At 40.7% G+C, this 13,623-nt stretch carries 10 protein-coding genes; all 10 read left to right on the top strand.

The annotated features are described in order from the left end of the window. The first annotated feature begins 9 nt into the window (after positions 1–9). The 10 genes from QZR90_RS04575 to QZR90_RS04530 all read left to right on the top strand — a co-directional run bounded on the left by QZR90_RS04575 (position 10) and on the right by QZR90_RS04530 (position 13,369). Complete coding sequence (locus QZR90_RS04575; protein ID WP_295789269.1) at positions 10–651, top strand: hypothetical protein; 642 nt, start codon at positions 10–12, stop codon at positions 649–651. A 154-nt stretch (positions 652–805) separates the two neighbouring features. Next, positions 806–1,225: a DoxX family protein gene (locus tag QZR90_RS04570; RefSeq protein WP_295789266.1), complete on the top strand. Its 420-nt coding sequence runs from the start codon at positions 806–808 to the stop codon at positions 1,223–1,225. A 201-nt stretch (positions 1,226–1,426) separates the two neighbouring features. After that, positions 1,427–2,455 (top strand): uroporphyrinogen decarboxylase, encoded by a 1,029-nt coding sequence (gene hemE, locus QZR90_RS04565; RefSeq protein WP_295789264.1) that lies wholly within the window; start codon positions 1,427–1,429, stop codon positions 2,453–2,455. Between the two features lie 10 nt (positions 2,456–2,465). After that, on the top strand, positions 2,466–3,395 hold the full coding sequence (gene hemH / locus QZR90_RS04560) for a ferrochelatase (RefSeq protein WP_295789262.1): 930 nt from the start codon (positions 2,466–2,468) through the stop codon (positions 3,393–3,395). Then, on the top strand, positions 3,395–4,768 hold the full coding sequence (gene hemG, locus QZR90_RS04555) for a protoporphyrinogen oxidase (protein WP_295789261.1): 1,374 nt from the start codon (positions 3,395–3,397) through the stop codon (positions 4,766–4,768). The genes hemH and hemG overlap by 1 nt, the downstream gene beginning before the upstream one ends. Before the next feature lie 240 nt (positions 4,769–5,008). Next, the gene (gene hemQ, locus QZR90_RS04550) at positions 5,009–5,833 is read left to right on the top strand and encodes a hydrogen peroxide-dependent heme synthase (protein WP_295789259.1); all 825 of its coding nucleotides are present in this window, start codon (positions 5,009–5,011) and stop codon (positions 5,831–5,833) included. Positions 5,834–5,886: 53 nt separating this feature from the next. Then, positions 5,887–7,143, top strand: coding sequence for an AI-2E family transporter (locus tag QZR90_RS04545; RefSeq protein WP_295789258.1), 1,257 nt, complete (start codon positions 5,887–5,889; stop codon positions 7,141–7,143). Positions 7,144–7,243: 100 nt separating this feature from the next. Next, on the top strand, positions 7,244–7,891 hold the full coding sequence (locus QZR90_RS04540) for a PepSY domain-containing protein (protein ID WP_295789257.1): 648 nt from the start codon (positions 7,244–7,246) through the stop codon (positions 7,889–7,891). A gap of 90 nt (positions 7,892–7,981) precedes the next feature. Next, entirely contained in the window at positions 7,982–11,764 is a 3,783-nt protein-coding gene (gene cydD / locus QZR90_RS04535) for a thiol reductant ABC exporter subunit CydD (protein WP_295789255.1), read from the top strand. 417 nt (positions 11,765–12,181) lie between these two features. Next, a complete protein-coding gene (locus QZR90_RS04530; protein ID WP_295789253.1) occupies positions 12,182–13,369 on the top strand; it encodes a hypothetical protein in 1,188 nt (395 codons plus the stop codon). The last annotated feature ends 254 nt before the right edge of the window (positions 13,370–13,623 follow it).

Here is a 13,623-nt window from a genome sequence, read left to right as displayed (position 1 = left end):
AGTGTAAGCATGAAATGTAAATTGTGGGGTGCCGCATTACTGTTGGCCCTTACCGTAGGATTAAATTCAAATGCCTGGGCTGCGAATAAGCAGGTTGTAGATATTAAATCTGTGAAAGTGCCAGCAGGGGTTACTTTATATCAAGGGGACCAAGTGTCCTTGTTGACCAATAAGCAGGATATCAATACATTTTTGATGGATTTAGGCGTTCTGTCCACTGATGTGTATCAATTGCGTTATAAGGAAAACAATGAGTTCCGTTATGCTGTAGTGGCTGATATTCGTTTAGGTGAAGCAGGCCTTGAAAAAATGGGTATTCAAGCATCTATGCCAATAATTTCTTTGAAGAAAAAGAAAGAAGAGTTGCCTACCTATACGAAAGAGGTGGCAGAGTTTATCAATGCTAACGGAGCCAATGTGGAGCATCCTTATGTGGTAGTGACACCATTGACAGAACAAAAGAATGGCACCTATGAAGGGGTGATTCGCATGGACACGATTGAAGGAACTAAAATATATTCTGATACATTGCACATTGTAGTGTATGAAAATTTATATTTTGGCACGTCCATTCGCGTTATTGGTTTAGGTAGTGCAGATGATACTGCTTTATGGCCTAAAGTTAGCAGTTTTGCTAAAGTGTACAAATAATTGAATTCTTAGAGATAAACTGCCGTGATAACAACTTGTCATGGCAGTTTTCTAGTAATTGTGCAATTACGTATGAGCTTTGTATAGAGCTATTTTAGTTTATATAATTTATATAGTTTACATATTACATAGTTTATATAGAGAGGATATGTGTATGAACTTATTATTCCATAATTTATTCCGCTATCATGATGCGGGGCTTTTATTTTATCGTATTGTTTTCGGTGCCTCTATGATGGCGCATGGGTATTTTAAATTTGCTGGAGGCAGCAAGACTTTATATGCCATTGGATCGACTTTAGCACAGTTTGGTGTGCCTGATGGATTTTTATTATTAGGGACATTGGCAGCAGCCTTTGAAATGATTGGTGGATTTTTACTCATTATAGGCTTCTTGAGTCGCTTAGGCGCGCTCATGATTATTGGCACTTTATTAGTGGCTACCTTGGCGGCTTTTGACAGTGGGTTCTTTAAATGGGACTACCCATCACAAATGATGTTTGGTGCCATTTTGCTTTTCATTGCTGGGCCAGGACGCTATAGCATTGATTCAGTATTTGTGAAAAAAAGATAAATAATAAATAAAAATAGAATAAAAAGACTGTGGCTCTTTGCACTTTTTTTAATGTGCTCGGTCACAGTCTTAATTTTTTTATAAAATTAGAAAAAATACTGTTTAAAAAGGCAGTAAATTGCATAAAAACATTTTCATTTATGCTCATAAAATGGTAAACTTAAGTATATGACTAGAATCTAGTAGAAAGAAGACACATTAATGAATATGACATATTTAAAAACTATCCAAGGGGATACGACTTCGCATTGCCCTGTGTGGTTCATGCGCCAAGCAGGCCGAAGTCAAGCCGAATATCGCCGTATTAAAGAGAAGTATTCTTTGTTTGAGATCACACAGCAACCGGAGTTGTGTGCGTACATTACACGTTTACCAGTGGAAGAATATAATGTGGATGCCGCTATTTTATACAAGGATATTATGACACCATTGCAGCCGATTGGCGTACAGGTGGAGTTAAAGCCAGGTATAGGGCCTGTGATTGACAATCCGATTCGCCACGCTAAGGACATTGAGGCTTTACGTCCTTTAGAGCCAAGCGAGTCATTGCCTCATATTTTAGAGACAATCCGCATATTAACTCAAGAGCAATTGCAAGTGCCGCTTATTGGTTTTTGTGGCGCTCCTTTTACATTGGCTAGCTATATGATTGAAGGAGGCCCTTCTAAGAATTATCAGAAGACGCGTCAAATGTTAGTGGCTGAACCTGAGCTTTGGGACGCTTTAATGGAAAAGTTAACAGCTATGAGTATTACCTATTTAGATGCTCAAATTAAAGCTGGTGCTAGTGCTGTACAGATTTTTGACTCCTGGGTAGGTGCCGTAAGTGCTTTAGAATATAAGGCACGCATTTATCCATTTATGGAGCGATTAATTAAGGGCTTAAAAGAATTACATCCGACTACGCCTATTACTATGTTTGGTGTTGGCACATATCATTTGCTTCCTTTATGGAAGGAATTGCCATTAGATGTAATTGGCTTAGATTGGCGTGCGCCGATTAGCGACGCTACTAAAATGGGGATTACGCAAACGGTTCAAGGTAATTTAGATCCGTCTTATTTATTTGCCCCATGGGATGTTATTCAGGCTGAAATTGATCGCATTTTACAAGAAGGCCAAGCCCATGGTCGACATATATTTAATTTAGGTCACGGCGTAGTGCCAGAAGCCAATCCAGAGGTGTTGCAGCGGATTGTGCACTATGTGCATGAAGTGACGAGCAAATAAGGTGGGCCATATGAAACAGAGAATGGGCCTATTAGTAATGGCGTATGGGACGCCGCGGTCGGAAGCAGACATTTTGCTTTATTATACTAATATTCGCCGTGGCTATCCGCCTACAGAAGAAGAGGTAACAACCCTGACTAAGCGGTATGCTGCTATTGGCGGTTTGTCCCCTTTAGCAAAGCTAACTGAGCTGCAAGCGCAGGAGTTAGTGAAGCAACTTAATGAACGCTCTACACGCTATGAATTTGAGCTCTTTATTGGCAATAAACATATTGAGCCCAGTATAGAAGAAGCTGTGTCTCGCATGGCTGAAGCCGGCATAGAGGAAGCTGTTGCCATTGTGATGGCGCCGTATTTTTCTATTTTTGCTACCGCTTCGTATTTTGAGCGTGCGCAGCGCCGGGCCAAACGCTATGGCATGAAAATCCATGAAGTGCAGGCGTGGAATGAAGAACCACAATTTGTTGCCTATTGGGTGAATGCATTGAAAGTCACTTTACAGGAAGTGACCAATCCGGAATCGGTGGCAGTGGTTTTTACGGCCCATAGTTTGCCTTACCATGTAATCCATATGGGCGATACATACCCTCAAATGGTAGAAGCAACTGCCCATGGCATAGCCGAAGCGGCAGGTATAGACCATTATTATATGGCTTGGCAAAGTGCTGGAGTGCGCGGCGACTGGTTAACACCTGATGTAGAGGCTGTGACTCAAGAAGTGGCTGCCAAGACGGAGGCGCAAACAGTTATATATGTGCCGATTGGTTTTGTATGCGATCATTTAGAAGTATTATATGACAATGATATTGTATGTAAGGACCTTTGTGAACACTTAGGTTTACAATATACTCGCGTTCCTATGCCTAATGGCAATCCTTTATTTGTAGAGGCCATGACACAGGCAGTGCGACGACTAGCGAAGAGTAATGAGGTGAAATAATGAATCGAGTAGCAATTATTGGTGGTGGCTTGACCGGTCTAGCAACGGCGTATTATTTAGGTCAAGCACAGCCAAACTGGCAAATCGATGTATATGAACGAGAAAGTCGCTTTGGTGGTAAGATAAAGACCAAGCGCGTTGATGGCTATGTGGTAGAAGTGGGGCCTGATTCGTATTTAGCGCGCAAGCAGGCTATGACTGATTTGATTACTGAACTCGGTCTCGGTGATACGATTGTAACCAATGCAACAGGGCAGGCTTTTATTTACAATGATAATCGCATGTTCCCTATTCCTGGTGGAGCGATTGTGGGGATTCCTACGGAGTTTGTACCATTTGCGAAGTCTACTTTGCTTTCTTGGCCTGGTAAATTCCGCGCTATGCAGGATTATTTCAAAAAGCCCTATCCAACAGATGGGGATGTATCAATCGGGGAATTTTTCCGTTACCATTTAGGTAATGAGATGATGGATAAATTGATTGAGCCTTTATTGTCTGGGATTTATGGGGGCAATATATACGAATTAAGTTTAGATGCCACCTTCCCTGAGTTCCATGCAATGGAGCGAAAATATGGCAATATGGTAAAAGGCATGTTGGCTGCTCGTAAACAACGCGGTGCATCTGGTACTAAGCCAAGTGGCCAATTCCGCCAATTGACAGGTGGCCTTGAATCTATCATTGATGCCTTGGTAGGGCAAATGCCAGCGAATGTAACTTTGTATAAGAATACTGATGTGACATCTATTGAAAAAGTAGAAGCTGGCTATGTTCTTGGTGGTACGGTGAAAGCGCCGTATAATGAATTGATTATTACTACGCCACCACAAAGCTATGGTGCTTGGTTCAGTGAAGACCCTAAATTTAAGGACTTAATTTCCATGGATTTATCTTCCTGCGCCATTGCCATTATGGGCTTTGATCGAGCTACTTTTGATGCTGATTTAAATGGTACGGGCTTTGTTATTACTCGCAAATGCGCTACGCCACTCACTGCTTGTACGTATATCAGTGCTAAATGGCCGCAAACGACGCCAGCGGATCGCGTGGTGCTTCGCGTGTTCATGGGCAAACCTGGCGATGATACAGTACAGCGTTTGGAAGAAGAGGCGCTTAAAGAGTTAGCATTAGAAGAAATTCAAAAGATTATGAATTTCACGGCGAAACCTTTATGGACAGAGCTTACGCGCTTGAATAAGAGCATGCCACAATACAAGGTGGGGCATCGAGACATGATTGCGCGTCTTACGGCGTATGCTAGCAAGGCGTATCCAGGTTTACATATGATTGGTACACCTTTTGATGGCGTCGGTATGCCTGATGGCGTGCGCCAAGCAAAGGCGTTAGTAGATAAGCAATTTGCTAATCGGTAAAAATGATATATGCAATCAGCAAAAGCTATGGATCAAATCAAGTAGTTAATGGGTTTAGCAGAACTACTCGATACATGCAATTAGCAAAAGCTATGGATCAAATCAAGTAGTTAATGGGCTTAGCAAAACTACTTGATATATATAATCTAAAAGCTATTGATACACGCTTTTGGCAAATAGCATTTAACAAAACAATTAATACAAATAAATTTATATCAACTCAGATGAGGAGGTTTCATTATGGAAGAACAAAAACATCATCATGGTATGGGCATTCATAACTCTAATTTAGGGGAGGCTCATCCACATAGCGCTGGTCATGGTAGCGATGAAAAATCACCAGCAGTACTTACTTATGAAGGCTGGTTCAGCATTCATGCTACATATCGCATTGATTTTCAAAAATGGCAATCCTGGGAACCAGCTAAGCAAGCGGCTGCGTTAGCAGAATTTAAAGCATTTATTGGCGAATTAGAAACTCGTCATGAAGCACATGAAGCTAGCTATGCATTATACAATGTGGCAGGTCAAAAAGGGGACCTTTTAATTTGGTTCTTAGAGCCTACCCTTGAAGAAGTTACTGCTCGTGAAACAGCCCTTCGTAAAATGGCTATTGGCGCTGTGTTAATTCCTACCGCATCTTTTGTGGCTGTTATCGAAGTAAGTAATTATATGCGCACGGACATCAATCATCCAAAGGTACAAGCTCGCTTGTATCCTAAAGTACCGCGCTTAAAATATATGTGTTTCTATCCTATGAGCAAGCAACGTCATTTGACGGATAACTGGTACATGACTAGTCGTGAAGAACGCGGTCGCATGATGCGTTCCCATGGTCAAATCGGCAAGAAATACGAAGAGACTATTAAAGAATTTACTACTGGCGCTTGTGGCTTAGATGATTGGGAATGGGGCATTACTTTAATGTCTGATGATCCTGTACAGTTTAAGAAAATCGTCAATGAAATGCGCTTTGATGAAGTAAGTGCACGATTTGGCATTTTCGGACCATTCACAGTAGGTACTATTTTAGATGAAGCAGGCCTTGATACATTATTTGCATAAAATAATGTAGGTTCTGTGTGGTTATTAGTTAAAATTTTAGATTGAGTTGAGCGATGAATCCTTTAAAAGAGTATAAACATATTGCAACGTTAATTATTTTGGCGGGCTTAGTATTTTTAATTGCTATCAAGTTTGATTCTATTTTAGTTAATGCACGAATCGTGCTTGATGCGGTAATGCCGCTCGTATGGGGTGTTTTAATTGCGTTCGTGTTAAATATTATTGTTAAACGATTTGAGCAAATTTACGCACCTAAAAGTACTAATAAATGGGTAGTAGCTTCGCGCCGCCCTGTATGTATTGTATTAGCTATTTTAGCTGTTCTATTGGCTTTATTCATCGTAGGATGGATGGCCATTCCACAATTAGTTCACTCCTTGACGATTATTGTTCAAGCTGTGCCTGGCTTATATCAAGAGGGGAGCCAATTGGTAAGTTCCTTTATTGCTAATACGCCAGCCTTGCACAATTCTACAGTGATGGACTCTATTTCACCAGAAACCTTTGCCGATAATCTGAAAAAGATTGGTGCTGACAGTGGTCGCTATATTGTTCAGACTATGAGTGATACTGTGGAATGGGTCTTTAGCTTTGTAGTGGGGCTAATTTTTGCTATTTATGTATTATTGGATAAAGAAGTATTGCGTAGTCAGCTAGGCCGTTTAAGTCGTGCGTATGGACGAGAGCATCGAATTAGCTCCTATGTTCATGTATGGCGCGTAGCGAGTCAAGTGTTTAGTAGCTTCTTTATTGGTCAGTTTTTAGATGCTTTAATTTTAGGTGTTATGGTAGGCGCTGGCTTAGCGATCTTCTCTGTGCCTTATGCATTAACTATTGGTTGTGTAATTGGCTTAACGGCTTTAGTGCCTTTATTAGGGGCCTATATTGGGGGCTTCATGGGTATTGTCATGCTCTTATCGGTCAGTCCAATGGATGCTTTAATCTTTGTAATTATTCTAGTTGTGATGCAGCAAATTGAAGGTAATTTTATTTATCCTAAAATTGTAGGTGGCTCTGTAGGGCTTCCTGGTATTTGGGTATTTGCGGCTATTACAGTAGGCGGTACTTTATATGGTGTACCAGGTATTTTACTCAGTGTACCTTTGGGAGCTACCGTATATAAACTAGTGCGCGAAGATGTGCAGAAACGTTTGGCTTCTAAAGAGCAAAAGCATAAAGCACTAGAAGAGAAGACTCATTTACATAAAGAGGCTATGAATGAGGCGCGAGAGGCAAAAGAGACAAATAATGTAGCGCCAGTCATGACAGAAGAATCAGTAGAGTCTATTAGAGAAGAAGAGCCTAAGTAATTCTTCTTATCAATATAACTTACGTGAGCTATAAAAATTGATTGAGAACAACTAATAGCTGTGATATACTTAATGTATATTACTATTTAGGAGGTAAGGAATGAATAAAAAACTAACGTCCCTCGCTTTGGCAGGGGTTATGGCAGTTGGTGCCTTTTCCGTTACTACAGTAGGAACTGTTTCCGCAGCTGATGCAGTAGATGTAACACCTACAACAGTAGCTCGCCAACCAGGTCAATCTATGGTATTAAGCATGCGCGAAGTGGCTGGTATTTTCTTGGCAAAATATCCAAATTCCGCTGTTCACTCCATTTCGTTAAAACCTGATAAAGGCCGCTTTGCATACGTAGTTGAAGGTTATACATTAAAAAATACATATAAATTACAAATTGATGTTATTACATCCAATATCATCAAGGAAACTGTAGATGGCAAGGAGAAAGATATTCCTAACCGCATCTTCAATCCTCTTAATGTAATGGAACCTAAGAAAGCAGAAGCAATTGCTGTAGCGCATATCGGTGATGGCGCCTTAAGTAAAGGCTGGGAAGTAAAAGCTGAAAATGGCGAAGTTGTCTATGTAGTTGCGGTATATCGCAATGGCGAAAAAGTAGATATTACGCTTGATGCTGCTACTGGCGAGATTCTGTCTGTAGGCAAACCAGAAACTATGATCATTAGTGATGATGGTGCTGATGCTGAAGTAGAAGGCGAAGACACTTGGTTTGTACCAAAACAATTTAGATAATTCAAATAAAAAGGTGCACATGTGACGCATGTGCATTTTTTTATGAGTGAAATGTTGACTCAATGAGTCAGTTTAATATAGGAGGTTTATGTGATAGTTAAAACAGCTCGGGAGGAGCTCATTCGTTTTAAAAATAAAGCGATAGGATTAGGGTGTTTTAGCTTACTAGGAACCTTGGCCATAGTGGGACAGGCATGGTTTTTTGCTGTATTAATAAATGAAACATTTTTCTTAGGCAAACCGCTAGCCGAAGTGGGTAGCACATTATTATGTTTAGTAGGCGCTATTTTAGTGCGCTTAGTGGCTACATTTAGTCAGGAAGAAGTAGCACAAGATTTAGCGAGCCTAGCTAAAGAGGATTTGCGCAAACGCATTTGGTCTCATTTGATGCGTTTAGGACCTTTTACGGGTGAACGGCATGGCGATGTAGTTCATTTATTGACGGATGGACTTGAAAATGTGGAGTCTTATATTGCCCGTTATGTCCCGCAAATGCTTTATGCCATGATGATTCCCTTAGTGATGGCTATAGCCATTATTGATGCAGCCCCTTGGGTAGCCATCATATTGTTTATTACCTTTCCGCTCATTCCTTTCTTTATGATTTTAATTGGCCGTAAAGCGGAGAAGATGAATAAGGAACAATGGGAGCGCATGAGCTTTTTAAGTGGTCACTTTCTCGACGTACTTCAAGGAATTGTAACGCTCAAGCTCTTTGGCCGTTCGGAAGAGCAGATTGAGGTAATTGAGCGTTTATCGGCTGAGTTTAGAGATTCCACTTTGCGGGTGTTGCGCATTGCCTTTTTATCAGCCCTAGTATTGGAATTAGTAAGTACCATCAGTACGGCTTTGATAGCGGTTTACATGGGGGTTGCCTTACTATATGGTCATGAAGAGTTCTTGCCAGCCTTCTTTGTATTGCTATTAGCGCCTGAGTTTTATGCGCCTTTAAGGCAATTAGGGGCGGCTTTCCATACCGGCATGGCGGGGCAAGTCAGCTTAAGTAAAATAGATGATTTCTTAGCACTTCCTATTCAGGAGCCGGCTTCAGGCGCAAAGTCCTTTTCTGAGGCTGAGTCTATTCGAGAAGTTAGGTTTAAAGACATTACTTACGAATATCCACAATTACCTGATCAAATAGGGCGTGAGCAATTCGCGTTAAAAGGTATTGATTTTACTTTAAAACGTGGTGAAGTGACCATGCTTGTCGGTGAAAGTGGAGCAGGGAAAAGTACGATTGCTCATTTATTGATGCGTTTAATGGCACCTTCTAGTGGGCAAATTTTAGTAGACACAACTGATTTACTTTCTGTAAATAGCGACCATTGGCGTGATTTAGTCACCTTTGTACCACAGCAACCTCATTTATTTAAGGGCACTTTACGAGAGAATATTACTTTTAATCGACCAATGGATGAAGCGATTGTGCAAGAAGCTTTACAATTGGTGGAGGCTCAGGAGTTTATTGCTGAATTGCCACAAGGCTTAGATACTGTAGTGGGGGAAGGCGGCGTAGGTCTTTCTGGAGGTCAGAGACAGCGTATTGCCTTGGCGCGCGCCTTTTTGAAACAAGCACCTATTTTAGTGCTTGATGAGATTACGGCACATCTTGATGTAGCGACGGAGCAATCCTTAGCTAAGGCTTTAAAAGTATTAATGAAAGACCGCATTGTGCTCTTAGTAGGACACCGATTACAGACAATGCGTTGGGCTGACAATCTGTTAGTTATGCGTGAAGGTGCCATCATTGAACGCGGTGGCTTTGATGAATTGGTCCGTGCTGGTGGCTATTTTAGTAGCTTGGTGGAAGCAGGTATGGGGCGTCCATTAACGGGCGAATTGCTTGGTGAACTCGCTACAAGCATAGATTTGCCATCTGAGGATACTTCGACTAAAGATTTGTCGTCTGAAGGTCTTTCTACTATAGAGAGGTCAGTTGAGGAGGATTCTGTTTTAGGTTTGTCAGCTGAGAAAGCTTTTTCCACAGGTTTGTCAGTTGAGGATGAGTCTGCTATAGAGCTATCAGCCGAGAAGGCTCCTATTATAGATCTATCAGTCGAGAAGGAGTCTACTATAGATATATCTGCTGTAGGCGATTCTGTAAATGTAGAGCGTACGGGATTAAGATCTGCATCATCAAATCAATCGGGCTGGATGCAACGTTTATTCTCCGTATTGGGCCCAGCTAGAAATTCCTTGTGGCTCAGTTTATTATTTTCCTTTTTAACAGTGTTTATGAATGTTGGTTTATTAACCACGTCTAGTTGGCTCATTACAGAAGCGGCCCTTCAACCTGAATTAGCGGCCTTAAGTTTAGCCATTGTAGGGGTTAGGTTCTTTGGTATTGCTCGGGCAGTGTGTCGCTATATTGAGCGCTATGTGTCGCATCATATGGCGTTCCAAGGTTTGTATGGTTTGCGGGTGTGGTTCTATAAAAAACTAGAACCTTTGGTGCCAGCAGTGTTAAATCGCTTTACTAGTGGTGAAGTATTAGGCCGTATTATGGCTGATATTGAAACATTGCAATTCTTTTATTTGCGCGTTATTATTCCACCTGTAGGGGCTGTATTATTAACCATTATTGGCTTCTACTTTTTAGCTCATTTCTCTTTTGATTTAGTTTGGCTTTTAGCAGCCGCCTTTGTACTGGGGGCTATAGTAATACCTTATGGCGTATTTTTACATAATCGGCAGGCTATTGATGCGTCGCTGGGCTATCGCAGCAATGTAAAAAATACTATTGTAGAGAGCTTGGCGGGCATTATGGATATTTTGACATACCAGCAAGAAGGTCCAGTGAGCGCGCGTGTAAGCAAGGAATTTGAGACCTTAAGTAGGGCGCAGAAAACTGTAGAACGAGGCGTTAATATAGGTGATACTTTGCTTCTCGGCTTGACGCAAATTACCATGGTCTTAGGGGCTGTTATTATGATCCCACTAGCTCATGGAAGTCAGCAAGAAGGTATATTTATTGCTGTTGTAGCGATTTCCCTACAATCTTATTTTGAAGCGCTGGTGCCTTTAGCAGTGGCTTGGTATCATGGCCGTGAAAGTAAGGCTGCTATAGGACGATTGGTTGCCTTAGCACAAGAGAAGCCGGCTGTAGTGGATGAAGCACAGCCTAGTGGGATAGCGCCTAGCGCCGTAGGTTTAGAGTTTAAAGATGTACATTTTGCCTATCCTGAAGGCCGTCAGAGGGTATACTCTGATTTATCTTTGCAGATTAAACCAATGGAAAAGGTGGCTCTTGTAGGACCTAGTGGCTCTGGTAAGACTACACTATTGACTCTGCTAGAGCGTTTTTATTCCTATGATGGCCAAATTTTTTTAGGAAATCAAGAATTGCGTAGCATTCCTATTAGTGAGGCGCGAAGCTATTATGGCAGCTTAACTCAAGATAGTTACTTATTCCATGCGACCATAGAAGACAATATTCGCTTGGCGAAACCTCAGGCCACTGAACAAGAATTAGAAGAAGCCTTGCGCTTTGCCGCTATCTTTGATTGGGTTAAGAGCTTGCCAAATGGATTAAAAACTATTATTGGTAGCGGTGGCATGGGCGTTAGTGGCGGTCAGAAGCAACGCATTGCCTTAGCTCGCTTATGGTTACGGAATAGTCCGGTACTGTTGTTAGATGAGCCTTTAGAAGGTTTAGATCAAGTGGTACGTCAGGAAATTCAAGAATCTTTATTGAAATTAATGGCTCAGAAAACAGTCGTATGCGTTACGCACCACTTAGGTGGTTTAGAAAAAATGGACCGTATTTTGTTTATGGACCAGGGGCGCATCATTGAAGATGGTAGCTATGAAGAACTCATGGCTAAAGGCGGCGCTTTCTACGCTTATCGCAAGCTCTCGATGGAAACATTGTAAGAGCATTCATATTCATAATCTTGTTTTTGCTTAGTCCTATGGCTTGTAAAATTCAAGGTAGGAAATAATTAGTGAGGCTCAGTTCTCTATTGTTAGGGAACTGGGCCTCTTATTTTATGGGTTTATATATTAAGGACTCAGAATTATTGAACTTATATTTAATGGGGCAGTTAGAGAGCTTCATAGGTAATTGAGATCTTATTAATTAGGTCTAATTTTAATGAGTCCCATACTTCATGGTACATATATTTTAGATGGCATATATGTTATCATAGATGTTAATATTTAAAGTCGTTTATAGTTATTGGAGCAGTCAAGAATCATCCTATTTCTTGAGGAATTTGACTAAGTTTGAAAATAAAGCCTACTGTGGTATAATTGGAATGTTAAGAACGTATTAAACCCATAGGGGGATTCATGAGTAAAATAGTAACACGTTTATTGGAATTAGCAGAAGCAATGACCGCTAAGAATCGTAAACAAGCGTTACCTGAGCCTGCCGTAATTGAACCAGAGGCAGCTCCCGTAGAGGCACAGGAAGAATGTCATTTATATGACCACCGCATGATTAGTGTGGAAGAGGATGCCATAAATCGGATTATAAAAGCGCAGTTACGTAATCATTGGTTATTTTATTCTGTTACCTTCGAATTTGAACCCAATAATAAAGTGTACTTAGGAATAATTACGACTTTAGGCAATGTTATTACCGTAGAGTTTTCTATTGAAGACTTATGGTTTGATGATTATGCAACGGGTTTTTCTATAAAATTGAATATGTCGGATGTGGATATGGGTGGATTTATTTTAAATACCATAGTTCACTCCTTAGGTAATTGGAGTCTTAGCTTATTAGGGACCTTCTTCAATCCTTTTGAAATCGGTGATGATGGTTCCACTATGCGCTTTGAGAAGAAGGGCATAATTCGCTTTGATTTAGCTCCAGATAGTCCTATTCGCCGTCTGATTCCTTGGCCAGCGCGCTCGCCTGAAGCTAAAGGACCAGCTTTGCTAATCAATGCGAAGTCAGAGCAATCGGCCTTACAGCTTGAGTATTATGCGTTTCGCGATGAAGTAGAAACGCACGCGATTCAAGACATACCGGTTAAGACTAGTTGGGTTCGTTCGGTGGATATGGCAGCAGCCCTGTTATTGCCAATTGGTGTATGGATTAGCTTTGTAATCTTACATCATTACTTGCCAGCTGAAACGATTGAATTTTCTTTCTCCACATATTTCCTTATTTCTTTAGGGATTTTGTGTATCAGCTTTATTGTTATGAATATTCCGCGCTATATTTATATGTATTTTGATTCGCGCAAAAAGTGGCAAAGTGTATTTGTGCACAATAATATTAAGATTCAAATGCGAAAACTACAGCGCCGTATTACGATTCAACAGGCTTCGCTCAAGAAAAATGGAGCGATTAATGATGAGGCTTGCCAGGCTAATATTCGCGATTTACTCTTGCAGATTCGAGACAAACGATTTTTAGCACAGCGCTTGCGTATTGCCGATGAAGATCGCGATAGAAAGCAAAAGGTAAAATTTATTATTGCCTATATTGTGTGTACTTTGTTGGAATGGATTTTATTAATTCGTTAAAATGCCTAAACTTGATTGAATCAATTAAAGTTGATTCAATAAACTTTAGTTGATAAAACAAGCTAATTTGATGAAATAGGTTAAACTGTTTAAATAGACAGGTTGTTATGGATTAATAGACAAGTTAATAGCAATTAAATAAGAAAGGCGCCCCTTGAGGGCGCCTTTTTTTGATACATATGTTATTGTTTGATAGTCTTTTATTTACTTAGGTTGACAGTACATTCTTTCTGTAATGTATATTACAGAGGAGG

The sequence above is a fragment of the uncultured Veillonella sp. genome (assembly GCF_900545795.1).
Lineage (GTDB): Bacteria > Bacillota > Negativicutes > Veillonellales > Veillonellaceae > Veillonella_A.
The sequence above is the reverse complement of the archived record's forward strand: the minus strand, read 5'-3'. Positions and strand labels throughout refer to the sequence as shown.

Excerpts from the sequence above, each read along its gene's own strand:
- hemE (WP_295789264.1), top strand. The coding sequence starts at position 1,427 with ATGAATATGACATATTTAAAAACTATCCAAGGGGATACGACTTCGCAT.
- QZR90_RS04540 (WP_295789257.1), top strand. The coding sequence starts at position 7,244 with ATGAATAAAAAACTAACGTCCCTCGCTTTGGCAGGGGTTATGGCAGTT.
- QZR90_RS04545 (WP_295789258.1), top strand. The coding sequence starts at position 5,887 with ATGAATCCTTTAAAAGAGTATAAACATATTGCAACGTTAATTATTTTG.
- hemQ (WP_295789259.1), top strand. The coding sequence starts at position 5,009 with ATGGAAGAACAAAAACATCATCATGGTATGGGCATTCATAACTCTAAT.
- QZR90_RS04575 (WP_295789269.1), top strand. The coding sequence starts at position 10 with ATGAAATGTAAATTGTGGGGTGCCGCATTACTGTTGGCCCTTACCGTA.
- hemG (WP_295789261.1), top strand. The coding sequence starts at position 3,395 with ATGAATCGAGTAGCAATTATTGGTGGTGGCTTGACCGGTCTAGCAACG.
- QZR90_RS04570 (WP_295789266.1), top strand. The coding sequence starts at position 806 with ATGAACTTATTATTCCATAATTTATTCCGCTATCATGATGCGGGGCTT.
- hemH (WP_295789262.1), top strand. The coding sequence starts at position 2,466 with ATGAAACAGAGAATGGGCCTATTAGTAATGGCGTATGGGACGCCGCGG.
- QZR90_RS04530 (WP_295789253.1), top strand. The coding sequence starts at position 12,182 with ATGAGTAAAATAGTAACACGTTTATTGGAATTAGCAGAAGCAATGACC.